Source organism: Paenibacillus sp. FSL R5-0914, assembly GCF_038004525.1.
Lineage (GTDB): Bacteria > Bacillota > Bacilli > Paenibacillales > Paenibacillaceae > Paenibacillus_AQ.
On the sequence record NZ_JBBORH010000003.1, the window covers coordinates 1,314,018 to 1,340,798 of the forward strand.

Here is a 26,781-nt window from a genome sequence, read left to right on the forward strand (position 1 = left end):
GGGAACCATGGATCGTGATAAACTGAAGGAACTGTTGGGCGATCTTCCGTTGGATAAGCCGATTGCCGTAACTGTGATGAACCAAGAGGAGCGGGACGGATATAGTCTGAAATCTCTTTTACTGGATCTTAATGGAATTGAACAAGTGCCTGCTTATGTAGCAATCCCTTTGGATAAGGAAGGGCCGTTTCCACTAGTTGTCTTTAATCATTCTCATGGAGGGAATTACGCGAATGGACGTAACGAGTTTGTTCGGAGTAGTTCCTATTTGCAACAGCCCTCTTTTGCTAAAGTCTTAACAGAGATGGGTTACGCTGCTTGCTGTATCGACATGTGGGGATTTAATGAGCGTGGTGGCAGAACTGAGAGTGAGTTAGTGAAGGAAATGCTGTGGCAGGGGCAGGTCATGTGGGGCATGATGCTATATGACAATATTCGTATGCTAGATTACATGTGCCAACGTGAGGATATTGATACGTCACGAATCGCAACAATCGGTATGTCCATGGGTGGTTTGATGGCATGGTGGCTGGCTGCATTAGACGAACGAGTCGGGGTGATTGTCGATATTTGTGGTCAAGTAGATGCACATACCCTAATTGCTGTAAGAGGACTAGATCACCATGGTTACTATTCTTATGTGCCCGGGTTATTGAAGCATTTCACAACGCTCGATATTCAAAAGCGGATCGTTCCCCGCCCGCGAATGAGCCTAGTAGGCAGAAATGATCGGCTATGTCCCACTGAAGGAGTAGCACTCTTGGATAGGGGGCTGTCCGAAGCTTATCAAACGGCAGGGAAATCAGAACATTGGCAACCTGTCATTTCTAGTGGTGGGCATATGGAGACCTTGGAAATGCGGACTCTATGGCAGCAATTTTTGGCGAAGCATCTCTAAAATCCATAGAAGGGAACTGAACCAACGATGCTAGTAGTAGGCAAAGAATCCTTTTGTGACTATCACACGATTCAAGAGGCGATAGATTCGCTAGAGTGCGAGCCATCGGGCCAAGCAGATACGCTTTATATTTTGTCAGGCATCTATAATGAGACAGTTAGGATTTATCGCTCTTATTTAACGATTATAGGGATTGGCCTCGTGGAAATAACCATGAATCATTATGCCAAAGAGCGTGATGAAGCGGGTGAAGAAATCAATACGTTTGCTACACCAACGTTATTTCTGGGAGGTACCGACCTGGTCTTAGAGAACCTGGTGATTTCTAATAGTGCTGGGCAGGGAGAACATATTGGTCAGGCGGTAGCCGTTTATGCGCATTGTGACCGAACTGTGTTCAGACATTGTACCTTTAAAGGGCATCAAGACACGTTATTTACAGGACCTTTGCCGCCTGCTCCACGAGAGCGAGGGGCATTCGGAGGCATTCCACTGAGAGATCATCATATCCATTATCGCCAGTTGTATCAGCATTGTTATATAGAAGGAACGGTTGATTTTATTTTTGGCGGTGCAACGGCTTATTTCGATCAATGTGAGATCCGAAGCTTGCGTCATAGCGAGAATCAAGCAGGGTATATAACAGCAGCTTCGACACCCGAGGGACAGTCACATGGTTTTATTTTTAAAAATTGCTTCTTAACAGCAGTGCGTGATATTGCTCCGGTGTATCTAGGACGCCCTTGGCGCGAGCACGCTAAGACAGTATTTGTGGGTTGCAAGATGGGTTCGCATATTCATCCTTTGGGCTGGGATAACTGGAATAATGCCGCCAATGAGCTAACCGTAGGTTATCAGGAATATGGCGTGAAGGATGCTGCTAATGTACGAAAGCAACGTGTTCCCTGGGCGGATTGCTATGAGGATGGGGGAGAAGCGCTGGATAAAGCGTTTGTTTTTGCTGGGACGGACTTTTGGAAGTAATACTGTAATTGATTAGTTTATAAAAGAGAGGCAGTCATGGACGAGTGAGATAAAGTCCTAGGCTGCCGTTTTTTAATGAATGAGCGCTTTATCATTTATTCTTTTGTTTTCTTTCAATATATATCCAAAAGTAATAGATCAACCAAAATACCATAGGAACTATTAAAACATAAGGTCTCTGGATTGCTGGAAGAATGTAAAATAAAAATAGCCCAATTAATATCGTTGGTAGCAATAGAATAAAATACTTTTTCCAATGCATTTCTTCTTCCCACCTTTTGTTTAATACTAAAAAAATATTTTGCTAGCTTTGAGTGTTAATGCACTTGTATACCAAGGTCACTTAATGGATAGTCACTACTGCCCCAAGTATAAACAATATAATAGCTGATTAGTTGTTCCTCTGCTTTCAATGCTTTGAATTTCAAATCACGATGTTCAATAAAGGTAATGTTATTACTCACTTGCTTTTCAACTACGTAGCTCCACTCATTCTCGCGATACTTTGAATAAAAATTATTTAATTCCTCTAAAGTTAGCTCCGATTTGATTAAAATAGCGCAAAAAAATGGCATTAGATTTTTCTTTGTGGAATATGCAATATAATTGTTAATAAATGGAGTGGTTCATTAAGCTAATGGGTAGGAGGTTTAAGATCAATCTCGGAGAACCGTACCACAAATAAGGGCAAGTTTTTTTTGGAATTCCTTGCGGCGTATGGGTTTGAATATATGTGCGTAGGTCACATTTCGAAGAAACAAGAGAAAGGTGCATCGGTTCATTTTTTGATTTGTAAAAAGGTGTATATGAAAGTAAACAGATATCTATTTTCAAGCATAAAATTGCCTCATAGAATTAGTCGTAAAGGGGCCGTTTGGAGCTTGGATAAAATGGACACTCGGATCAAGACCATGTACCAGACTTGTTAAAATTCATTTAAACCTAAGAAATGGGGATGAAAGATGAAGCGAAGTCAGAGGTATCCAAGACGAAGTTCCTTGCTGTTATCATTTGTGTTAATCTTATCGATTGTTTTTTCTGTTCAACCATCAGTAGTGAAGGGAGAAGGGGATAGGTCGCCGAAGATTTCGCAGGGGCAGGAGGATCAACAGCCTTTACTTGAAGTTCCTAATCAGCAGGGACAACAAGAAAAGTCCGATCCTGATCTCGAGCAACAACCCCAGTCTAACTTAGAACAGCCGCTTGCCGCTGCTGCTGCAACAGGATATTTCCCACCAAATACCGCGGCATCTGGGAATGTGAAGAACATGGCCTTGCTTTATACTGGATATTACGGTGGACGAACGACATACGAGGGAAGAGAAATCGGCACGTATGACAAGAATACGCTTTTGCCCTATGTTGCGCACTACAACAGTAATAATGTGATGGATGACACCTTTTTCGATTCATTTCTATTTCTAGGAATCAACACATCTGACTATAGAGATTTTGGTGATACAGCGGACCCTGCCAAGTGGACCTATAAGGCGGATTGGGAATGGTATATAAACCGCATTTTCACCTCTAATCAACAGCTCGATGCCCTCAACCAAGCAACCCAGCAAGTTGCAACCACACTAAACCTAACAAATTACAAATCCAAAGTATATATTATGCTGCCTTATCCTAATAGCGAAATCACCAATTTCGGAGATGTCGATAACGACGGAATCAGCGAAAATCTGAATTCGATGCCTAGCAATATGACGAAGGTAACCAAATGGTATATCGACACCGTATTAAGCAGATGGAATCAAGCCCAATACAGCAACCTTGAATTAAAAGGCTTCTACTGGTTCCATGAAGATATTGATCCCGGCAATCCGGGTGAAGTAAATGCAATTAATAACTCTGGTAACTATCTTCATACGCTTGGTCTGAAACTTGCCTGGATTCCATACTTTGGTGCCGGACAAAGCAACAACCGGAATAATTATGCAATCGATTTTAGCATCCAGCAGCCCAATCACTATTTCGTTCCGGAGACTGATTATTCGAGAATGACGAATGTATCGGCCCAAGCTCAAACATATAATAAGGGCATCGAAATGGAGTTTGACGAAAGAGCGATGTTCGACCCCGATTTTAAAAACAGATTCGATAATTACTTAAAGGCCGGCGTAGAATACGGATACATGACGGGAGCGGTCAAGGGTTGGTATCAAGATATTTTTGGGATATACAACTTGTATAAAAACAAGAATAACAACGGTGTAAACGGAGTTTATGACGGGAGACAGATGTATGAAGATATCTACAAATTTGTTAAAGGAACGTATACCATTCCAGTTAATCTTGCAAGCGGTAAATCGGCAGTAGCCTCATCCAACCAAAGTTCTTCTCTATCCGCTGCTAAAGCTGTTGACAATTTGCCGGGTACACGGTGGTCAAGCCAACAGTATTCAAGTACAGAGTGGATTTACGTCGATCTCGGGCAAGCTAATAACATCAAACGCGTTAAACTTAACTGGGAGTATGCTTACGGCAAGAGCTACAAAATTCAAGTATCGAATGATGCGGTCAATTGGACCGATGTGTATTCGACAACGACAGGCAACGGAGGTGTAGACGATATAGGCTTTGTGCCTACAACGGCAAGATACGTGAGAATGCACGCAACAGAGAGGGGCACGAGCTATGGTTACTCTATTTATGAGTTTCAAGTATATGGAGACAGCGTCGGATCCGCTACTACAACAAATTTGGCGTTAAATAATACAGCTACGTCATCTTCCAATCAAGAGGTAGCTCTTTCTCCGAATAATGCGGTTGACGGTAACGTGACGACAAGATGGGCCAGTCAGTTTGCAGACCCGCAATGGATTACGATCGACCTTGGGCAGGCTTATAACATAAATCGAGTTATATTGAATTGGGAGCTTGCCTATGGCAAAGGCTACAAGATTCAAGTATCGAATGACACTGTCAACTGGATGGATGTGTATACGACAACGAATGGAGACGGGGGGATTGACGATATATTCTTTACTGCCGTAAATGCAAGGTATGTAAGAATGTACGGAACCCAAAGAGCTTACTCCTTCTATGGTTATTCCTTATATGAATTCCAGGTTTATGGCAAACCGAATCTAGCTTTAAACAAATCGGCAACATCCTCTTCCAACGAGACATCCACATTAACGGCCGATAAAGCGGTGGATGGTAATGTAACGACAAGATGGGCCAGCCTGTATTCAAATCCGCAATGGATCTATGTAGACCTCGGACAGGAAACCCGCGTCAACAATGTCAAACTCAACTGGGAGTATGCTCATGCTAAGGGCTATAAGATTCAGGTGTCGAACGATGCAACCAACTGGACGGATATATACATGACAACGAATGGAGACGGTGGTATAGACGATATCTACTTTGAACCGGTAAATGCAAGGTATATAAGGATGCATGCGACAGATCGAGGCACAGGCGACTGGTATTCTCTTTATGAGTTCGAAGTTTATGGCAGCTGATCCATTAGCATACGTAAAGCCTAATATGGGGTTCTCATCCCAAATAACAAAACAAGCCCATGCACGAAACACTGTGCCGGGCTTGTTTAGCTTGGACCCCATCACATGTCAGGCGGAATATATCCAATATCTCGGCTATTAGTTGACCGGATTTGCTGGTGGGCACGTGTCGGCGGGACTACGTATTTGGAAAAATATGACACTCCCACAAAGGATGGCTCAAAAACTTGCCGTTACAGACAGCGCGGTGAACCGTATCACAAATAGAGGCAATTTCTCTGAAGAAAAACTTGCAGAAGTCTGTATTTACAGAATGCGGACCATTAAGAGTAGGTCAGTCTTTATGGAGTATATTGTGTAAACAAGCCTATGCGCGCTTTTTTATTGTTATACAACATATGGATTTATTTTGAATGACAGACTCATTCTTTAAAATAGGGTGTAATCCCTTTTGAATATAGGTTCTCTACTAACTTGAAAAATTCTTCTGACGATAAATCCTTTTGACGCTGGAGCCAAAGACGAAATAAAGAAAGGGCAGTTGTCAGGTAAAACTCAATGAAGTATGGCGTTAAGGATTGGTTTTGCGGAACGTTTAATTCTAATTGATCCAAAGTGATTTCTTTTTTTAAGCGTTTTAAAAAACGGGCACTTCCATAATCACCCAAAAGGGCATTGAGAACCAGGAGATGTTCTTTTTTATCCAGACAATAGAGCGTATCTTGAACCGTATCCATCGATAGCTCTTTATTTGCCAATTCTTTTTTCATTTCATTCAATAGGTCATTTTCAACAGAGTCTAACAATTCGTAAATATCAGTAAAGTATTGATAAAAGGTGCTGCGGTTATATCCTGACTTATTCGAAATTTCCTGAATCGAAATTTTCTCAATCGGCTTTTGGCTATATAACTCACAAAAAACTTCTACAAACTTTTGTTTTGTTTTCTCCGTTATTTGGGGTTGCTTTTTCATGTTTCCCTCCTACTAGCGAATAAGAATATCATCCGACAAATCATAAAAAACTGATGGTTGATCAAGGAATAATGAAGATTTATAATCACATCATACAACATGTTGTCGGATAATCAAAAGGGAATATTAATAAGTAGGGGTGGTTTATATGTCAGCAAAACAAGATAGAATTTTAATTTTTGGTGCAGGTGTCATCGGGAGCATGTACGCAATTAAGCTTATTGAAGCTGGGTTTGACGTTAGCTTGTTTGCACATTCGAATAGATATAAATCATTAAGAGAAAATGGCCTGCAGTATATAGAAAAAGGTACAGTTAGATCGATACAAGTGAATGTCATTGATACGCTCGAAAATGACGATGTATACGATTTTATTTTCGTTACCGTTCGTTATGATCGGTCCGAAGCAGCGTTGTTAGCGCTAAAAGATAATCAAAGCAAAAATATAGTTACGATGACTAGTAATTCAATTGGATTTTCTTCGTGGCTGGATATCGTAGGGGATAGACTTTTACCAGCTTTTCCCGGCTTCGGCGGACAGATTAAAGATGGAGTATTGCATGCTCGATTTCTACCAAAGTTTATAGCGGCAACTGCATTTGGAGAAATTAATGGTGTAGTGACAGAGCGCATAGAAAACCTTGCAAAATTATTTAAAACTGCAAAGCTTCCCTACGTTATTAAAAAAGATATGCAAGCGTATCTAATCACACATTCCGTATCAGACATTGCCATGTTGAGCTTTTTGCATTCTGAGAATAAGATCATTGACAAAAAAACAGCCAGAACTAGAAAGACGGCACGTAAAATAACATTCACTTTAAAAGCGTATCTAAGGGCAATACAAAAAGCTGGCGTTTCAATTGATCCTCCAATGCTTAAAATGGTGCTTAAATTTCCAAACTTATTTTTGGACCTTTTCTTTATGAGATGGCTACGAACTAAAATGGTTAGGGATATGATGTTGCCGGATTATGCGAATAATGCTAACAATGAGATTGTGCAGCTGAGTAATGATTTAATGAAATTTTTAAGTCAACATGATATCAAATCAGAAATACATGTTCAGTAATTAAATTTGTCAATATCCCTTGGGCATGACATGCGGCGGAGGGGGCTTTTCTTTCCCCTACATAACAGCATATTGCACTGCGCCATCGTCACGAAACCTTACAAAAGTGTTAGGTAAATGTCATCTAGATCAATGAATTGTCATCTAGATCAATGGCATCAACCTAGCAGCTCCTCTATACTAACCCATTGATAGGATTATTTTTAAGGGGGAGTTGGTCGTGAGGTTTTTTGAAATGCTGTTATTCTTTTCAAATGTTAGTTTTTTGGCACTCCTGTTCATTTTAAATCAACGTATTCGAAGATCTGCTTTGCTCCTGACAAGCGGAGCAGGCTCCATTTTTTTAGTGATACATTTGCTTGTCGAAGGATACAGGGTTCAGCTTGTATTTTTATACGGATTTACGATCCTGATGCTTATGCTTTCGCTTATAGACGTTTTCATAAAGCGGAAAGTCGCTCGGACTGCCTCGCGAATTCGTAGGGTGCTGGGCCGCCTTTTTATCGTGATTGGGCTAATCGTAACGGGGTGCTTCCTATATGTGTTTCCTGTATTCGACTTTCCGGCGCCAACCGGCGAGTTGCAGGTAGGCACGAAAATCTTTCATTTCATAGACCAAAACCGGGAGGAAACATTTAGCAAAACCGCGACAGGCAAGAGAGAATTGATGGTTCAGGTATGGTATCCGGCTCAAGATGGCACTGGCAAGTACGCTCCCTTTATTCCAGATACCCAGATTTTACGTTATATGGCTACGAACTATGGCCTTCCCGGGTTTACTTTACAACACCTAAAGTACGTATCCAGTCATGCTTATTCGGGGGCTGAAGTCTCTTCTGCACAGACTTCATACCCACTGATCCTTGCGAATCCCGGCTTCGGCTCTTCCAGGTTCCTCCACACGGCGCAAGCTGAATATCTCGCGAGTCACGGATATATCGTGGCAGTGATTGACCACACCTACAATACATTTGCAACCAAGTTTCCAGACGGTCGAATCACGACCAGCACAACTAACGATTTATTCTCGCCTGACCATGATTACCACACGGAAAGAGGTAATCGCGACAAGTTGGGTAAAGTTTTAACCGACGATGTGGCGTTTGTGCTGGACCAATTCGAGCTCATCCAATCGGGGAAGATTCCAAGTCATCTAAAAGGGAGAATTGATCTCGGTAATGTCGGTGTGTTCGGTCATTCCATCGGCGGAGCGACGGCCTATGACGCCTCTTACGATCCGCGAATCGCGGTTGGAATAGACTTTGATGGAGGGCTTTATCGTTTGCGTGAAAGAGAGGGTCTGCGTAAGCCGTTTTTGTTCATCCACTCGGAAAGCGAATTTGAAAAATTAAAAATGGTGATGGATAACCGGGTCTACACGGATTCAGAGCTTAACCGTATGGGCTCAACAAGAGAGTGGGAGGATAAAGTAACGGAAGATAAAAAGTTAGAACTTGAACGGATGCGCCAGACAGTCGACGAAGGGGGACAGGTTCTCTATATCGAAAATACGGAGCATTTGAATTTCACCGACGTACAGTTCATTACTCCGATATTCAAAATACTGGGCGTTACCGGAAAGATTGCTCCCGAAAGAGCAAACTCCGTTATTAATGCCTATATGCTTGATTTCTTCGATATGTATCTGAAAAATAAAGGCGGAATCTTAATGAAAGGACCGAATAGCGGCTTTCCGGAGGTGAAGTTCGTAACCTCACTATTATAAATTACGTAACAGGCTACCGATTTTGATAAGCTCCTCTTCAAGTAGACAAGGGTTTAATTAATAACCGTTACTTGAAGGGGAGTTTTTATTTTGTCTAAGAAGAATGATGTTCCCATTCGCTTTAAGCAGTGTTCTGTTAATCCTAATTTGCTTGAAGATCCGACTCACAGACTCGTCAAGCTTGTTGCTATTGAACGGAGGGTATATGAAACAAATTAGAGTCTTTGGACCGCAGAATTTCAGAGTCGCAACGACGGAAGTTCCGTTATTGGCACCCTACGAGGTATTGATCGACCTGCAAGCTTGCGGCATCTGGCTGTCGTGATGACCGGCTGCCTACTAGTCTTACTAAGTTATCGTTTCTTACAGTTAGCTATGCTCGCCCTTATTTGGGTCAGTTACTATTTAAGATTAGGTTTTATCTAAACGTGTTATGCCTTCAGACGCTTTACATCCTGTTTAGGAGGAAAACCAAACATGCGGGAATACTCACGGCTAAATTGCGAAGGACTTTCATAGCCTACTCGAAATGCCACATCGGTGGCATCTGCTGACTCGGTTAGTAATAACCGGCGGGCTTCCTGAAGTCTCAGATGTTTTTGGAACTGAATAGGGCTCATTGCAGTTACTTCTTTAAAGTACCGATGAAACGAAGAAACACTCATATTCGCTATTTCGGCAAGCTCCTCAATCTTAAAAGAACTAGCATAGTTATTCATGATATGTTCAATAACATCTTTGATTAGATGAGTTGAGCTTCCTTCCATTACAATATGCTCCAATGCAATCCCATTTTGCCCTTGTAGCACCCGATAAAGAATCTCTTTTGTAAATAATGGAGCTAACACTGGAATGTCTTTAGGCTGATCTAACAAACGAGCTAACCGTAGGACCGCATCCATTAAGGAAGACTCCATCTGGCTAACAAACATAGCTCGCTTAGGATTTTCTTTAGCGTAAACTCGAACTTCAGATTCCTGTAAAACCTCTAAAATTTGACTTGGTGTAAATTCAAGCTTGAACCCTAAGTATGGAACATCGGAAGTGGCTTCAGTGACTTGGGCGGTAACTGGCAGGTGAACGGATGCAATGAGGTAATCGGAGGGGGTGTATCTAAAACGCTCCTGTGCCAGCCATACCTCCTTAGCCCCTTGTACCACCAAACATAAGGAAGGTTTGTAAACTCCATGCTTTGGTATGGACGCATTCGAGTCACGCATGAAAAATAAAGAGGGAATAGCCGTTTGGTGAACACCATCTTTTTCTGTGTAATGGTCAATGATTTTTACGAGTTCATTCTGCTGTTTAGTGATTATTTCAGGCATTTGATCCTCTCATTTCGTTATCTCTTTATAGTCTGATTATAGTCTATATTCATCCCTTACATAAGTGTTAGTGAGAGGATTAGGCAAACATTTGGCAAGAATGGGATAACGGTCGCTTTGTCATCAGGTACATAATAAGGATATGCAAACAGAAAGAGGATTTACACTTAATCATTGAAAACTTGGAGGGTAATATTATGCAAAAAGTAGTTTTGAACAATAATGTTGAAATGCCTATACTCGGTTTTGGTGTTTATCAGATTCAAGATGCAAATGAATGTGAGCAAAGCGTTTATGACGCTATTATGGCAGGTTATCGCCTGATTGATACTGCCGCCTCTTATCTAAATGAAGAAGCAGTTGGCAGGGCGATTAAACGGAGTGGCGTGGCAAGAGAGGAATTATTTATCACTACAAAGCTTTGGGTTCAAGATACGGGTTATGAGCGCACAAAGAAAGCATTTCAACAATCACTGAACCGATTACAGCTTGATCATTTGGACTTGTATTTAATTCATCAGCCATTTGGCGATGTGTTTGGCTCATGGCGAGCTATGGAGGAATTATATCGTGAGGGCAAGATCCGTGCTATCGGCGTTAGTAATTTTCATGAGGATCGTTTGATTGATTTAATTCTTCATAATGAAGTAGTCCCAACTGTAAATCAGGTTGAAACGCATCCTTTCAACCAGCAAATCGAAAATGCGGAATTTATGACTGAAAATAATGTTCAAATCGAGTCATGGGCACCTTTTGCTGAAGGGAAAAATAATTTGTTCCAGAATGAGTTACTGGTATCCATAGCTGAAAAGTATAATAAATCCGTGGCTCAGGTGATTTTACGGTGGCTCACACAAAGAGAAATCGTTGTGATTCCGAAGTCAGTTCGTAAAGAAAGAATTATCGAAAACTTCAATATCTTTGATTTTGAATTAAGCCAAGAGGATATGGCATCCATTGCTACGTTAGATACGAATCAGAGTTTGTTCTTTTCACATCGGGATCCTGAAATGGTGAAATGGATTGGTACTCGTAAACTCGATATCTAACATATTTTCAAATGAACTACTTTGTAATTACTCCAATCTTATGAGATAATAGAGTTTTTCCGTTGATTCTATTTTTCATGGCATAACGTGATATGCCTGATCAAATATTGGAGGTAGGCTTGTTGGCGACACAGTATCCTTTTGAATATGATCGGACCAGACCTTTTATGGAGCAAGTAGGGGAATGGGTCGGCGATGTATTCTATGAAATTCTTCCTGAGGCAGGATTTGAAGTTCGTGATGAACAGATTTACATGGCGTTTCAGGTGGAGCGAGCTTTTGCTGAGAAGAAGACGATTTTTGCTGAGGCAGGGGTCGGTACGGGTAAGACTTTAGTGTATTTGTTATATAGCATTTGTTATGCGCGGTATATGGGTAAACCTGCGATTATCGCTTGTGCGGACGAGTCCTTGATTGAGCAGTTGGTGAAGCCAGAGGGTGATATTGCCAAGCTTGCGAAGCATCTGAATATGAATATTGATGCCAGACTAGCGAAATCTCCAGATAAATATATGTGTCTGAAAAAGCTGGATCATGCTCGCAACAATGATGATGGGAGCTTGCCGCTGGAGAGTTTATATGGTACTTTACCTGATTTTGTACATTCTCATGCACCGATGCAGCAGTTCCATGCCTATGGCGACCGTAGGGATTATCCAGATCTGAATGATGAACAATGGAATAAGATCAACTGGGATACGTTTCAGGATTGTTTTACTTGTGATATGCGTCATCGCTGTGGACAAACGTTGTCCCGTGATCATTACCGGAAATCAAGCGACCTGATCATTTGTTCCCACGATTATTACATGGAGCATGTCTGGACTTATGAAGCGCGTAAACGAGAGGGTCAAATTCCTCTGCTTCCAGAGCATTGTGCAGTTGTGTTTGACGAAGGGCATTTGTTAGAATCTGCCGCCATGAAGGCGTTAGGCTATAAAATGAAGCATGTTGTCTTTGAAGAACTAATCTCTCGTCTGTTACAGAATGAGATTCGTGAAACGCTTGCTGTTCTTATCGATGAAGCGATTATGCAAAGTGAGCAAATGTTTAAACACATTCGTCGTCAATGCCGCACCATTCCTGGATCGGATCGAAAAAGCATTGAGCTAAATGCATCGCTAATCCGTGAGGTGCATCGCATGCGTAGTGTAATTGCCGCTATTGAAGAAGAATTAGTATTCGAAAGTGGACTGTACACGATTGATGAATATCAATTGCGGATTGTGGAAGAACGTTTGGAGACCATAGAGATCGCATTGAGGTTGTTTGAGGATTCAGGTGCATTAATCTGCTGGGCGACAGAAGATAGCGATGGCTTAACGCTGTCGGTCATGCCGCGTAATGTTAAAGAAGTACTTCAAGACAGCTTATTCACGCAAAAAATGCCAATCGTATTCTCTTCGGCTACATTATCCGTGGATAAATCATTCCAATACTTGAAGGATAGTCTTGGGATACACGACTTCCTGTCTTTCTCTGTAGACTCACCTTATGATTATGAGCACCAGATGAATATCTATGTACCTGAGCTTCAGAGCGGTGATTTTGCTGAGAAAATGAAGATCTCCCTGAAGCTTATCCAGCAGACAGAAGGAAGAGCCCTGTTGTTATTCCGTACTCGAGAAGAACTTCTGCAGTTCAAGCAGCTCAGCTCGCAGAGAGCAGAATCCAGCAAGTATTCTTTCCTCTATGAGGGGGATCAAGAGATCAGCTATCTGATCTCAGCTTTTCAGCGGGATGAGCATAGTGTGCTTTGTGCGGTGACACTGTGGGAAGGATTAGATATACCAGGACCTTCACTATCTAATGTGATCATTTGGTCGCTACCTTATCCTCCGCTTGACCCTGTATTTATGGCAAAACGTGCGGAGACTTCCAATCCTTTTGAAGATGTGGATTTACCTTACATGCTGCTAAGACTTAAACAAGGAATGGGACGTCTGATCAGAACGGGTACGGACCAAGGAATTGTGACGGTACTTGCGGAAGCTGAAGGACAACATCCCGTTCACGAGTATATAACTTCTGTACTCCCGAAGGGAACTAAGCTCCAGAAGCTTGAAGTGTAAATTTAAAAAAATTAATATAGGAACACAATTGCTCTTTTGGAGAGGTGGATGCTTCGGTATTCTCCTTCTCGAAGGAGTTTTTTTGTGTGAATGTGAGGAAATAAAGTAGCTAATTGAGATGACGGGTAGAGGATAAACCTGCAAAAATACATCTTTTATTGATATAAGCAATCGCTAACCGACTTATTCATGCGGATCTGCAGTAATACTTGCGTCAGAATTCATTTTCAAGTGATAAGCGGGGGGATTGCTGTATTTTTGCAGTATTTACCGATGTGAAAGAGGATATCAGAACATTTGATGTACTTTAGCAGGAATTCACTAATTCGGTCATGGATTGGATAAGTGTATGCCGGATCATTGTCAGTCGCAGATGGGGAGAGCGAATAACATTTAATAATGAAATGGCGCTCATGTACATAAATGAGTTTTTGCATGGATTCAAGCATAAGGAATACTAATCTTACGGATAGTATATTGGTATTTAACTTTCGAGCCATGGCGTATTATTGTTGATTCATGGGGGAAGGGAAATACATACCTCCGTCATCTAGAGATTCATACAAGGGGTGTACACGACATGGGGGATTCACAGGGATTATACCAATCGAACAATAAGAAACAAGTTGGTTTTGCACTTGGCATTGGGTTAACCTTAATCATTGCATTAGTCGCAAAATATTTAGCAGGCTTTCCTTTTCTCTCTATTATGGGCCAATTGGTCATTGCTATCTTAATCGGAATTATTTGGCGGGCAACAGTTGGAGTGCCGGGTACGATCACCCATGGCACTGATTTTTCCAGCAAAAAGCTGCTACGTCTAGGGATTATCCTGCTCGGTATGCGGTTGAATTTAATGGATATTGTTGCTGCAGGTCCACGGGTATTTCTACTGGCTGTGATTGTGATCGTATTTACGATCTCTGTTGTATACGGACTTGCCCGACTATTCAAGGTTGATAAGCGACTCAGTATCTTAACAGCCTGTGGAACAGCGATCTGCGGTGCGGCAGCGGTGGTGGCGATTGCTCCACAAATCAAAGCCAAAGACGACGAAACTGCGATTGGCGCAGCGATAGTTGCAATTTTAGGTACAATATTCACGTTGCTATACACTTTTTTGTATCCTTTACTAGGCTTATCGAATCTAGGCTATGGGGTTTTCTCTGGAGCGACCTTACATGAAATTGCTCACGTCATTGCAGCAGCAGATGCAGGTGGGAGTGCAGCAGTAGATATGGCGGTTATCGTCAAATTGACTCGGGTGGCCTTACTCGTTCCTGTCGCTATCTTAATTGGGGTTTGGACCAATCGTGCAGAAAGAAAAGTGCAAGGTGGACAGTCTAAAGCCTCATGGAAAAGCATTCCTATTCCTTGGTTTATTCTAGGCTTCTTACTCGTCAGTGGTGTGAATTCATTAGGGATCGTATCAGCATCAGTGGCAAATGGAATTGTAACGATAGCTTATATGCTAATCGCTATGGCGATGGCTGGACTTGGTTTAAACGTTGACTTGGCGGCATTTAGACGACTGGGGATGAAGTCTTTTGCAGCAGGGCTTATAGGTTCGGTCTTGTTGTCCTTAGTTGGATTTACATTAGTTCACTGGTTTGGTCTGGCGTGATCTTTTGCATACATTAGAATCGTAAGAAATGAACTACTTCATATCTAAAAATGGTCCTTCTGTGTATCATTTCATGTGGCTGGGTATGCATGATATGGATGGAGGGACATCAGTTGAAATATTGCATAGGGGAATTTGCTTCCATTCTCGGTGTGACTGCGGATACGCTGAGGTTATACGAGAAACATGATATTGTTAGACCCACTAAAGATAACAGCAATAATTACAGATATTTTAATGATTTAGATGCAAGAGATTTGCTTATGAGTAGATGGTACAGAAGTATGGGAATTCCATTACCGGAAGTGGCAAACCTCATGAAGGAGTCTTCTTTAAAGCAAGTTATGGGTAGGATGCAAGAAACAGCGTTGAATTTAGAAGAAGAGATCAAGCAGAAGACGATGCTGCTTAATAAGATGAATGAAATTCATAAAGAACTCAGGGGATTAGAGTCCTCTTTATATACGTGTAAACTTAAACAACTGCCAGGTATGTACAGACTAAAGCAAACGGATAAGAATGCATTAATAAAAAATGATATGGTTAAAAGTTTGGTCAACACTTGGATGGATTTACTTCCTTATGCATTTTATTCTTTTAGAATTGAAGATACAGATAACTTTGTCAGCGAAAACAAAAATTTTGATTACAGCTGGGGCCTTACCTTACTAGAGGAAGAAGCGCAAAAATTCGAAATGGATAGCGAAGAATATGCAGAGTATATTAGCCCAAGTCATTGTATCTCAGCTACCATATTATGTCCGGATGAAAAATATATCACGAAGAACTCTTTGCAGTTCATGATCGACTATATTGAGGCTAATCATTATGCCATAACGGGAGATGTGGTCGGGAAATTATTGCTTACTGAGAAAATCGAAGGCCAGAATAGATCTTATTTGGAAGTGAATATCCCAATCCAATAGCTTCTATTATTAAACATCTGCTCTTTGAGCGGGTGTTTTTTTCTAGTTGGACAAAAAGTATACATTGACCTTGGTGCTGCACCAAGGTTTACACTTCGGTATATAGCCTGTCGGATTACGTTGTTGATTAACAATTAAGTTTGTGAAAATTATCACGTTATCGGTTTCAGGTTATAAGATTTTAGACACTGGGGGAGAACAGAATGCGTAACAGAAATTTCGTCAAGAAAATGCTCATGTTATCTTTTTGTATGGTGCTGATCGTTTCCATGCTGAGCGGATGTACGGGAAATCGGGAGTCGGCTAATTCGTCGTCATCGTCCTTTAAAGCGGGTACGTTCACTGGGGAAGCGGAAGGTAAAGAGGGAATTATTAAGGTAGAAGTAACTATGGATGAGCCAGATAAAATTAAAGATATTAAGATTGTAAGCCAATCGGAAACAGGGGGCCTAGGCGATAGCGCACTTGAAAAAATGAAAGAACAAATTCTAGAAGGACAAACCTTGGCGGTTGATGCTGTTAGTGGTGCCAGTCTTTCCAGTGAAGCCATGCTTGCCGCTGTAGAGGATGCCGTAACCAAAGGTGGAGGTAATCTAGAAGTCCTCAAAGCTGGAGGTGTCAAAAAAGCCGGTGAAGGGAAAACAGAAAAACTGGAAACCGACGTTGTTGTAGTGGGCGCTGGAGCATCCGGTGTATCTGCAGCGGTTACAGCAGCTGATAAAGGTGCGAAGGTTATTATTATAGAAAAAACTGGTGTCATCGGGGGAGCAAGTAATCTGTCTTGGGCAGGTAAGTTCTACAACTCCTCTGCTGCTACTAGTAATAATCTAAAAGTAAATGTGGAAAAAGAAATTGCGGATTGGATTGTCAACAATCACTGGAGAGTGGATGCAGCAGCGATTAGACAATATGTTACTAAATCCGGTGAAACTTACGATTGGTTAGCCGAAAAAGGATATAAAACTAGCTTCCTGAACTTCTTCGGTGAACAACTACATGTGCTGCCGGCTTATGAAACCCGTGAAGAGACCCTTCGGAAAATGTTGTCCGAATCGGTTGAACAACATGGCGGACAAGTGATCACAGAAACGACTGCCAAGAAGCTGATTACGAATGAAGCTGGAGAAGTTACGGGAGTAGTCGCTGAGAAAGCAGACGGTACAACGCTAGAAATCTCAGCGAAGAGTGTCATAATGGCAACGGGTGGTTATGCTGCAAATAAAGAGATGGTTAAAGAGGCTTTTGGTTTCGAAGGGGTTAACGGTGGATTAGGACAAAACGTAGGGGAAGGTCTCGAAATGGCATGGGAAGCTGGAGCTAAGGTACCGGACAACTTCGGTGGACAAATGCTTCACCAAACATTAGCTAGAGCAACACAAGGTCTAAAAGCACAATATGAGCCTTTTGAAGCAAGTTATCCACTAATGTTGACTTATCTTCCGAATTTCATGAATGTAGGTACTTCTGGCGCAAGATTCAGAGATGAAGCAGCGACTCTAACTTCGGTTGCAGCAGCGAACACAAGTGCATTTAATGGACCCTATCATATGGTTATTGTCTCGAAATCCCAATTGGATGCACTTCAGACCAAAGGAATGAACGGTGTTCATGCACCAAGTCTTCCAGGAATGCCACCGGAATTCTATGCTGAATTTGCGGATCAATTTACACTTGAGAACCCTTGGGCAAATGTCGGGAAAGTATTTGATTCGATGGTGGAGAACGGAGATGGCTTCGAAGGAAATACGATTGAAGAATTAGCTACGAATGCAGGAATGGATGTTGACGTGTTTGTAGAAAATTACAATAGTTATAAAGAAGCGACAAAAACTGGTGTTGACTCTGAATTTGGTAAAGCTGCTGAGTATTTAGAACCTATGGGTGAAGAAGGTCCATATTATGCAATCATCGCTGAAATCAATAACTTGGGTTCTGTTGGGGGCTTGCTAGTAAATACAAAGTTCCAAGTTCTGAATGATAAACGGACGCCAGTGAAAGGATTGTTTGCTGTAGGTCTTGAATCTGAAGGCGTGTTGTTTAACGATACTTATGTTGGAAACGGCGTTGGTATTGGGTACTCCTTTACCTCAGGTCGTCTTGGCGGGGAGAGCGCGGCAAACAGTGCTTTGAAAGCTAATTAACGACAATTTCCCGGAAAATAATTGAAGATTTTTAAAGACGCAGGGTGGAGCCCTGCGTCTTTTTTGCTTGAGCTTAGAGCCATTCCTCTTTTAACAAAGATTTGAGATGCTCTACGTTAGCTGCCCCAAGCTTGTTAGCGATTCTTTGCTCTAATTCGATTTTGGTGATCATCATTCTTTGATTGCATTCGATACCCTTCTGGGTAAGGATGATGTTTTTGTCACGTTGATTTCCTTTGACCTCCACGGCTTCTACATAGTTGCGGGATAACAGTCCTTGAATACTTTTATGCGTACCCTGTCTTGAAATATGAATAATTCTACTGATTTCTGAGATCGTGAGTATTTCATGTGTTTCAAGAACTGCTAGGATATGGGATTCAGTCTTATTAATTTGGTCCGGGTCTTGGTCAGTCACTATTTTACGTAGGGCTAGATGTTTCTCACTAAGTAAATCAATAAGATTCATTTCGTGCAGATGGTTATCCATGTGAACACTCCTAAATCATCGCTCATTAATCCAAGTATAAGTCATTTGTATTCATTGTCAACTTGGTTGACTTAGTTCGAATGGCTGTGATATTGTAATCCAGGTTGACAATACTGAAAGATAAAAGGAGCTTGAAGATGGGAAGAAACAAAAAAGAAGCATTATTATTTACATTCATCATGTGTGCTTTGATGGTGCTGGGAATGAGCATTTACAATGTAGCGCTGATGGAGGGCTGGTCAGGTACGTTAGTTAAAGATGTGATCATCGGCTACGTACCTGCGTTTGTAGTTGCATTTATTCTGGATGTCTTTGTTGTAGGGAAAGTTGCGAAAGGGATCGCACATAAGCTGGTAAAAGAGAATGATCCGATGATCAAAAAAATCATGTTCATCTCCTTTTTTATGGTGACCGGAATGGTGCTGTTTATGTCCTTCTATGGCGCAGTTCTTCATGTAGGGTTCGCCTCAGCACTACCGATGGCTTATCTGTCTGCGATAGGTAAGAATTTCATTGTTGCACTTCCACTGCAAATTCTATTAGTCGGGCCTCTTACACGATTTATATTTGTGAAAATTACTCCTGCTACTGCATAGAGAATGTTTACATCACCATTACGCAAATCTGCAGGTTAGGTAATACTATTACTCTATATTGATAGAAACTATCAATAGGAGTGAAAATCTACTTGAAACCCACTGGTAAAGCTATTGTTTCTCTTATGCTTACAGCTGAGATGTTGTTAGGTTCCGCTTGGATGGCAGGTCCAGCAGTGGCTGCATCCGTTCAATCAGGTACGCCTTATACGGCAGACGGTCAATACAATGTGAAGATTCCTCATATTATTGTTAATCAAGTTTATGGTGGGGGTAACACTGCCGATGCATCAGGTGGATTTTTCTCGAAAGGTTACATTGAATTATATAACCCAACTGATTCCGATGTGAGTTTAGTAGGTTGGTCTGTACAATATTCGGATCCTAAGCTCGCTGGGCAATGGAGCAAGTTAGATTTGAACGGAACCATTAAAGCTCATTCTTCTTATCTCATCACCGATGATGCCAACAACAAGGATCACAAAAACGATATCAGTGCCAAAGGCGATCAGTCCTGGCCGGGGATGTATTTTAATAACAAAGGCATGAAGGTTGTTCTGCTAAGCAGTACAGACTTGTTGCAGGTTGTGAATCCATTTCAAACAATGTCAAGTAGTTACGTGGACATGATTGGTGTAGCAGCAAATGATGATAATGCTAAGATAGATGGATACGAGACGGACTATCCTACGGGGAAAGCGGAAGGTACTTCTAAACAAAAGTCCGTTCGACGCGTTGCTTTCGTAGATTCAGACAACAATAAAGCAGATTTCAAACAGATTAGCTTTGATTCCTTAGATGCTTCAGCTTTGGCCTTGGCAAAGCCGCATAACAGCGCAGATGGACAATGGGGAATAAATGTAGGCGATCTTGGCATCGCAACTCAGAATCTTTCAGAAGCAAAACTCGGATCGCCTTATTCGGTAACATTGTCCGTTTATGGGGGAGTACAACCTTATTCTTTTGAAGCTACGGGTTTACCGGACGGACTATCACTGGATGCAGCATCTGGGAATATTAGTGGAACTCCGACGAAAGTAGGGGCGGCCACCGTAAGTATCGCAGTGTATGACAGTTCGACACCCCGGAAGAAGACAGAAGCTATAGTACCACTGAATGTGGCGGAAGCCGCAGCACCTTTGACTCCAGATCTACTTAGTGTAACTAAGATCGGCGGATACGCTGTAGGCGTGACCAATAAAGATGGCGGCGTGGCGGAGATCGTGAAGTTTAACCGTGATAACGGCAAGTTCTACCTCGTTAATGGTTCATCTCACCCTGCAACAGTCGATATTGTGAATCTCAAGGACCCTTCCAATCCGCAAAAAGAATATAGTATTAACGTAGAACAGCTATCCGAAGTGGGTGGATTTACATACGGAGACCTGACGAGTGTAGATATCAACAACGCTACTAAACGGATCGCTGTAGCCATTCAAGAAGAAGATGCTATGAAGAACGGTAAGGTTCTTGTACTCGATTATGATGGTAAATTGTTGGCTTCTTATGAAGCTGGAGTACAACCGGACATGGTGAAGTATACCGATGATGGCCGTTACATTTTGACAGCGGACGAAGCTGAACCACGCACGAATGTCGGTGATCCTGAAGGTAGTGTAACGATCATTGATACGCTCAAGGACACTTCGATTCAGGTGAAGTTCGATAACCCTGATGTAATTGACGATCTTGTCCATATTCGTGGAGTAGCTGATCCGGTAACTAAACAGATTACGGGCAAAGGTGAAAAAAGGGAAGCGATACGTGATCTGGAGCCGGAGTTTGTGGTGCTTTCTGATGACCAGACCATTGCCTATGTAGCGCTTCAAGAGAATAATGCTATTGCTGCCATCGATATTGCCTCCAAGCAGGTTCTATGGGTTAAAGGATTAGGTTTCAAGGATTTAAGCCTTCCTAACAATGCTCTGGACCTGGTAAAAGATAATAAAGTGAATTTAGAAAATGTTCCATTCTTCGGTACGTATATGCCTGATGGTATAGATCAGTACACGGTCGGAGGTAAAACTTATCTGTTCACGGCCAACGAAGGTGACGCAACGGAATGGGATAGTAAAGTGAACGTGAGCTCAGTCAAAAAAATGAAGGGCTCATTAGATCCGGAATCAGATGCGGCTAAGTTTCTGAATAAAAATAAAGATAAATATGATAGTGTAGAAGTTATGTCTGACATGGGCAATGATGGAATTTACTTGTACGGTGGCCGTTCATTTTCCATTTGGGAAGCAGATTCTATGGAACAGGTCTACGATAGTGGCAGCGACTTTGAAAAGATTACCGGAGAACGCCTGCCAGAATATTTCAATGCAAGCAACAGTAACACGACCATGGATAACCGTAGTACCAAAAAAGGACCGGAGCCTGAGTATGTCAAGGTAGGCAAGGTTGGACAAAAAGCGCTGGCCTTTATTGGTCTTGAGCGAATCGGTGGTCTGATGACTTATGATGTGACGAATCCAGAGGAACCGAATTTTGTGAACTATATTAATACACGTCAATTCACACCTGCGAACACCATTGAAACGGACACTGGTCCAGAAGGTATCGAATTTATTTCGGCAACATCAAGCCCGACTGGATTGCCATTAGTACTCGTAGCGAATGAAGTTGGTGGTACTGTGGCCATTTATCAATTGAATGTATCGAAGGTAACACTGAATCGGACTTCTTTGTCATTGAAGGTTAGCGAAGCTTCAGCAACGCTTGAGGCTAGCGTAGTTCCTGCTGAGGGTGGATCGAATGTGGTAACTTGGAGTTCTTCGAATCCAAGTGTTGCTTCCGTTGATAACAACGGAAAGGTCACTCCCTTGGCAAAGGGAACAGCTGTTATCTCCGCCTATAGCGCAGATGGTTATGGCGTAGCTGAATCTACTGTGACCGTATCCGCAGCAGATCCGGTGATTTCAAATCCGGGACCTGGTACAACGGTAACGACTAAAGATCCAGTTAAAGCGACGACAACACCAGCTGTAACCACAGAAGGTAATAAGATTATCGTAGAGGTTAAGGCTTCAGCGGATGCAGAAGGTAAGTTAGTTGCCTCCGTTACTTTGGATATGGTTACAGAGGGACTTAAGTCTCTGGCGAATAATGCTAATGGTCAGTTGATATTCCGCTCTAAGGTTGATGCAGCTTCAGGTGAAGTTCTACTTAACTTCCCATCGAGTGCTTTTGCGGCACTGACAGGTAGTACTGCAAAGTCAGTTGTAGTTGAAGCAGGAGCTAGTACGATAACATTGGATCGTAATGCACTCTCGGCTGTGCACGCAGCAGCAAAGGGTGAGGACATTAAGCTGTCCATCGGCAGTACGGACACGGATGGGAAAGGCAAAGCTCAAGCTGTGGTTGGCAGTCGTCCAGTAATAAACCTTGCGATTTCAGCTGGCAGTCAGCGTCTCTCTAACCTAGGTGCTGGTTTTGCGACAATAACAGTGCCGTATACACTAGGAGCAAATGAAGATGCTAATGCAGTCGTAGCTTATGATTTGACGAATGCGGGGCAAGCGGTTGTACTAGCAGGCAGTAGCTATAACGCAGCAAAGGGACAACTGAATTTCCAAACTTCACAATTCTCCACGTATGCAGTAGGGTACAACAAAGTGAGCTTCTCTGATATTGGCAGCAGCTTTGCTAAAGATTCTATTACGTATTTGGCAGCTCGTGATGTAATTACCGGCATTGGTGAAGGTAAGTTCGGAGCTAAGAGTCAACTAACCAGAGCAGATGTTACCTTGCTCCTAGCACGATTGGCTGGTGTTAATCTGGGCGCAGAAGGAGCAGGAAACTTCACAGATGTTAAGGCTGACGATTATTATGCGGCAGCGGTAGCGTGGGCTAATCGCAAGGAAATTGTTACCGGAGTAAGTGATGGACAGTTCAATCCTCGGGCAAATGTAACTCGTGAGCAGCTCTCTGTCATGATCGTGCGATTAGCGAAAGCTATGAACTGGACATTGCCTGTAAGTGGCGACAGTTCAGCTTTTGCGGATCAGAAGTCGATAAGCTCTTATGCTCTTGAAGCAGCCGCAGCTGCTCAGCAGGCAGGAATTATTTCAGGCAAGCCTGTTGCAGAAAGTACGGGGCTTAACTTTGCTCCAAAAGATACAGCGACTCGTGAAGAAATAGCTCAAATGTTAGCGAAGCTGTTAAAGCTGAGTCAATCATAAGCGATCATCATATTTTTTGATGATAATAAAAACGCTCTCCAATGCCATGATGGGCAAAGGAGAGCGTTTTGTTTTATGCTCTCTTTTTTACAGGTTCGAGCAGATTTAATACATACTCATTTCCGCTGCCTTTGGGACTATCGTTACGGATATGCTCCTCAAGACATAATCTTGAATCGTGGTCAGCTTGATAATCAAGGTTATTATCCAAAAAACTCATCAGTGCTTGCCATGAGCCGTAGATATCATCACTGCTTTCCGTCATCGCATAGAGACCGCCGTCGAACCGCATCTCTTTAAGGTGGCTTGGTATTTCTACATTTTCAGGAATGGAGGCACAGAATCCATAGCCATAAGGGTTATTCTCACCACTAGGATGCGGATTTGTATTCCCGCCAAATAAACGTGCCGTCCCCAAGAGGTGTTTAACTTCCAACCATTCCAAGACAGGTAGCATAGCTTCATCCTCTGGGGATGTACTGACTGCAATGTTATAAGCAAATCTCATAGTTGGAAGTGTAATGAATCTTACATGGATAGGTGGAGAGTGTTTAATTTTTGTCATAGATAGAACCTCCTCATTCTCATTCAAATCATCCAATGTATTGCATGATTCTTCATTCAGCTCTAATAACAAATGGTTAGTTATGGACTCCTCCGTACGTGCGGATATTAATTGTAATAAGAAGCGGATTTCGCGATCTTTTTGTGTTAGCTTGGATTTCTCATTATGAATTGAAGCGGATTGCTGAAGAAGTGTTTCATACAAGGACTGTACGGACATGTTCTTTAGAACGGTTCCGATATCTTTAATACTAATATCAAGCTTTCTTAATAATGCAGTGATTTGAATGGCAAGGATTGCGTGCTCATCATAAATTCGCCAGCCCGAGCTAGCCTCACGGTGACTTTCAAATAATCCTTGTGCTTCCCAGTGACGCAACGTCCGACTCGTCAGTCCGATTTGCGTAGAAAGCTTATCAATGGTCACAAATCCACTCATAGACAACTCCCGTTCTATTGATTGATAAGGCGCCCTATGAGAAGTATTTTAGCACTTAACGTTACGTCAATTGCAATAGGATAGTTGTGAACGTGTACTCGACAAAATTTACATTTCTCATACAAAACTGTGTCCGGTATTTAATGTACAGCTTCTACAATTTAGATATTAGTAAAAAGTACCTATTGCCATATGAGGCTTTATACGGAGGATGATATTGTTGAAGGCTAGGTCTATGCATCTATCAATGAAGTGGAAGTTGATCTTGAGTTTTTCTGCCGTGGTACTATTCTTTCTAGGGGTAGCGCTATACCAAAACTATAAAATCAATCAAGTAGAAATCTCTATGGAAACACAAAAAATGGAGATGGAAAAAAGAATTACAGTATCCACCATTACTCAACTGCTTCAAGAAATGAACAGTGTGGAGACCTCTCTAGCGGGTTCTAGCGATTTAGAGTTTACCCAACCTTTTAAGGACAAGCAGACAACGCTAATGGAAGAATTGGGTAAAGTGAAGTTTGAAGCAGATTCGCCAGCGTCTAAGGAGTTAGAACAATTACATAATCAAGTTGGAGGATATACAGGCTATTTTGACGGATTAGTGAATACCCTAAAGGATGAGCAGCTTGATCCCATGGCCGTTCTGGAACGAATTGATGAATTACATACGAAGGCATTGGCTATGAATAAAGCTATGCTGGAGACCAATGAGAAACTATATACAGCAGCAGCAGAGAACGCAGAGAAGGCTCAAGACTATTCTTTTGATTTGTTAAATCTGACTAGTTCTATGGGGGCTTATGCAGCAATACTAGTATTCATTTTCACACTTATTATTGCTGTGATGCTTATTCGTTCCTTCCTGAACCCTATAAATAAGCTGCAAGATGCTCTACGTAAAATTGCTGAGGGAGATTTGCGGCAGCAGATTAATTCGCCATATAATGATGAGCTAGGAAGTCTGAGTCATCATTTCGACCATATGGTGTTGCGGGTACGAGAGATGCTTCAGCAGACCCAATCGGTAGCTTCTTCGCTTGCGACTTATTCGCACTCTTTTCAACAATCTTCATCGATTACCGCTCATACGAACCAAGAAATCGTAAGCACAATACAGGAAATCTCTGTAGGCGCTGAGCAGCAAGCCGGACAATCTGAGCAGAGCGCAAGCTTGATTCAGGAATTGGAACGGGAAGTTCATGAAATTACGGAATATACCGAGGTTATGCTCTCGACAAGTCAAACGGCTAATCACAATACTCGAAAAGGTTCCGAGTCCGTCATCGCTTTGCGCGAGGTATCAGAGCACTCACGTGAGTCTGTGAATAAAGTATATCTTGCTTTAACCAAATTGAACGACCAATCGAAGGATATCTCCAGAATTACCAAATCGATCACAAACATTTCAAACCAGACCAACATTCTCTCACTAAATGCAGCGATTGAAGCAGCGCGGGCGGGAGTTTATGGGAAGGGCTTTGCTGTCATAGCAGATGAAGTGAGACAATTATCTGATCAGACCAAAGAGTCCTCCGTACATATCAGTCAGATTATTAACGAGCTGCAAGCAGGGATGGATGAATTTCAGCAATATATGCTGGAGACCAAAGGAAATCTTGAAGAGCAGGATCAAAAAGTGGCAGAAACGTTGTCGTCTTTTGAAGCGATAGATCAGTCGATCGTTGAGATTAGTAAGCAGATTGGGCAAATCCATGACAAGGTAGATATGACACAGACTATGAATCGTAAACTCGCAGAGTCTGTTCACAACGTGGCTGCCATTGCTGAGGAAACTGCGGCAGGGGTTCAGGAAGTGAATGCCTCTAGCGTACAGCAGGACAACGCGATCCACGACATTGCCCGCCAAGCCGTTGAGATTAATGAGATTTCGCAAAAATTATTCAAGGAAATCAACGTCTTCAAGATTAATTCGGACATAGTAGACGAGATTATCGCTGGGGATGACAGTGACTCACCTGGCGCTGAAACGCCTGAGGAGCGCTCTTATTTGACAATCTCCGCATAGGTAGGGAGAGGTTTGCTTCTTGATCGGATGCACACATATAGGGAGTGACTTGATTTGCTAGTTCTGTAATGTTAAAAGGTAGCTAAGAGGGAGACTTCTGGTTGCCTTTTTTGTGGTTAGTTGTATTTAATGCAGCTATTAAAGTTTGTGTTTTCTGCTATGAGTGTTTAATTGCACTTAGTGCAATTATTTCTACGAGAATTGGCTGTTAGTGG

The 26,781-nt window shown here is 42.1% G+C and carries 18 protein-coding genes; 13 read left to right on the forward strand and 5 right to left on the reverse strand.

The features are described 5' to 3' along the window. Positions 1-7: 7 nt before the first annotated feature. The gene (locus MKX60_RS28905) at positions 8-898 is read left to right on the forward strand and encodes a dienelactone hydrolase family protein (protein WP_341061671.1); all 891 of its coding nucleotides are present in this window, start codon (positions 8-10) and stop codon (positions 896-898) included. Between the two features lie 27 nt (positions 899-925). Continuing rightward, complete coding sequence (locus tag MKX60_RS28910) at positions 926-1,882, forward strand: pectinesterase family protein (RefSeq protein ID WP_341061672.1); 957 nt, start codon at positions 926-928, stop codon at positions 1,880-1,882. A 317-nt stretch (positions 1,883-2,199) separates the two neighbouring features. Here the strand turns inward: MKX60_RS28910 and MKX60_RS28915 are convergent, their stop codons facing one another. Beyond that, positions 2,200-2,457, reverse strand: a complete 258-nt coding sequence (locus MKX60_RS28915; RefSeq protein WP_341061673.1) for a hypothetical protein — start codon at positions 2,455-2,457, stop codon at positions 2,200-2,202. A 387-nt stretch (positions 2,458-2,844) separates the two neighbouring features. Between MKX60_RS28915 and MKX60_RS28920 the strand changes: the two genes are divergently transcribed. After that, positions 2,845-5,355, forward strand: a complete 2,511-nt coding sequence (locus MKX60_RS28920) for a DUF4855 domain-containing protein (RefSeq protein ID WP_341061674.1) — start codon at positions 2,845-2,847, stop codon at positions 5,353-5,355. Between the two features lie 422 nt (positions 5,356-5,777). Here MKX60_RS28920 and MKX60_RS28925 read toward each other — a convergent pair whose 3' ends face one another. Beyond that, positions 5,778-6,329 carry a TetR/AcrR family transcriptional regulator gene (locus tag MKX60_RS28925; RefSeq protein WP_340968564.1) on the reverse strand — a complete coding sequence of 184 codons (552 nt, stop codon included), beginning with the start codon at positions 6,327-6,329 and terminating at the stop codon, positions 5,778-5,780. A 148-nt stretch (positions 6,330-6,477) separates the two neighbouring features. Here MKX60_RS28925 and MKX60_RS28930 point away from each other — a divergent pair, with 148 nt between their 5' ends. Further along, a complete protein-coding gene (locus MKX60_RS28930) occupies positions 6,478-7,401 on the forward strand; it encodes a ketopantoate reductase family protein (RefSeq protein ID WP_341061675.1) in 924 nt (307 codons plus the stop codon). A gap of 220 nt (positions 7,402-7,621) precedes the next feature. Next, a complete protein-coding gene (locus MKX60_RS28935) occupies positions 7,622-9,127 on the forward strand; it encodes an alpha/beta hydrolase family protein (RefSeq protein WP_341061676.1) in 1,506 nt (501 codons plus the stop codon). Positions 9,128-9,558: 431 nt separating this feature from the next. On the opposite strand, the gene MKX60_RS28940 is transcribed toward MKX60_RS28935, so the two are convergent. Beyond that, positions 9,559-10,452 (reverse strand): AraC family transcriptional regulator, encoded by an 894-nt coding sequence (locus MKX60_RS28940; protein ID WP_341061677.1) that lies wholly within the window; start codon positions 10,450-10,452, stop codon positions 9,559-9,561. A gap of 197 nt (positions 10,453-10,649) precedes the next feature. On the opposite strand from MKX60_RS28940, the gene MKX60_RS28945 reads away from it, so the two are divergent. The 5 genes from MKX60_RS28945 (at position 10,650) to MKX60_RS28965 (ending at position 18,264) form a co-directional block, all read left to right on the forward strand. Further along, on the forward strand, positions 10,650-11,501 hold the full coding sequence (locus tag MKX60_RS28945) for an aldo/keto reductase (RefSeq protein ID WP_341061678.1): 852 nt from the start codon (positions 10,650-10,652) through the stop codon (positions 11,499-11,501). 92 nt (positions 11,502-11,593) lie between these two features. Then, complete coding sequence (locus MKX60_RS28950; protein WP_076283257.1) at positions 11,594-13,573, forward strand: ATP-dependent DNA helicase; 1,980 nt, start codon at positions 11,594-11,596, stop codon at positions 13,571-13,573. Between the two features lie 580 nt (positions 13,574-14,153). Continuing rightward, on the forward strand, positions 14,154-15,197 hold the full coding sequence (locus MKX60_RS28955; protein WP_042186676.1) for a YeiH family protein: 1,044 nt from the start codon (positions 14,154-14,156) through the stop codon (positions 15,195-15,197). A 113-nt stretch (positions 15,198-15,310) separates the two neighbouring features. Continuing rightward, the gene (locus MKX60_RS28960; protein WP_341061679.1) at positions 15,311-16,123 is read left to right on the forward strand and encodes a MerR family transcriptional regulator; all 813 of its coding nucleotides are present in this window, start codon (positions 15,311-15,313) and stop codon (positions 16,121-16,123) included. A gap of 203 nt (positions 16,124-16,326) precedes the next feature. After that, on the forward strand, positions 16,327-18,264 hold the full coding sequence (locus tag MKX60_RS28965; protein WP_341061680.1) for an FAD-binding protein: 1,938 nt from the start codon (positions 16,327-16,329) through the stop codon (positions 18,262-18,264). A gap of 73 nt (positions 18,265-18,337) precedes the next feature. Here MKX60_RS28965 and MKX60_RS28970 read toward each other — a convergent pair whose 3' ends face one another. After that, entirely contained in the window at positions 18,338-18,754 is a 417-nt protein-coding gene (locus MKX60_RS28970) for a MarR family winged helix-turn-helix transcriptional regulator (RefSeq protein WP_341061681.1), read from the reverse strand. A 137-nt stretch (positions 18,755-18,891) separates the two neighbouring features. Here MKX60_RS28970 and MKX60_RS28975 point away from each other — a divergent pair, with 137 nt between their 5' ends. Both MKX60_RS28975 and MKX60_RS28980 read left to right on the forward strand, forming a co-directional pair. Then, complete coding sequence (locus tag MKX60_RS28975) at positions 18,892-19,350, forward strand: DUF2798 domain-containing protein (RefSeq protein ID WP_341061682.1); 459 nt, start codon at positions 18,892-18,894, stop codon at positions 19,348-19,350. A 92-nt stretch (positions 19,351-19,442) separates the two neighbouring features. Then, positions 19,443-23,534, forward strand: a complete 4,092-nt coding sequence (locus tag MKX60_RS28980; RefSeq protein ID WP_341061683.1) for a choice-of-anchor I family protein — start codon at positions 19,443-19,445, stop codon at positions 23,532-23,534. A gap of 73 nt (positions 23,535-23,607) precedes the next feature. On the opposite strand, the gene MKX60_RS28985 is transcribed toward MKX60_RS28980, so the two are convergent. Next, positions 23,608-24,537: a MerR family transcriptional regulator gene (locus MKX60_RS28985; protein WP_341061684.1), complete on the reverse strand. Its 930-nt coding sequence runs from the start codon at positions 24,535-24,537 to the stop codon at positions 23,608-23,610. 265 nt (positions 24,538-24,802) lie between these two features. Between MKX60_RS28985 and MKX60_RS28990 the strand changes: the two genes are divergently transcribed. After that, positions 24,803-26,566: a methyl-accepting chemotaxis protein gene (locus MKX60_RS28990; RefSeq protein ID WP_341061685.1), complete on the forward strand. Its 1,764-nt coding sequence runs from the start codon at positions 24,803-24,805 to the stop codon at positions 26,564-26,566. Positions 26,567-26,781 lie beyond the last annotated feature (215 nt).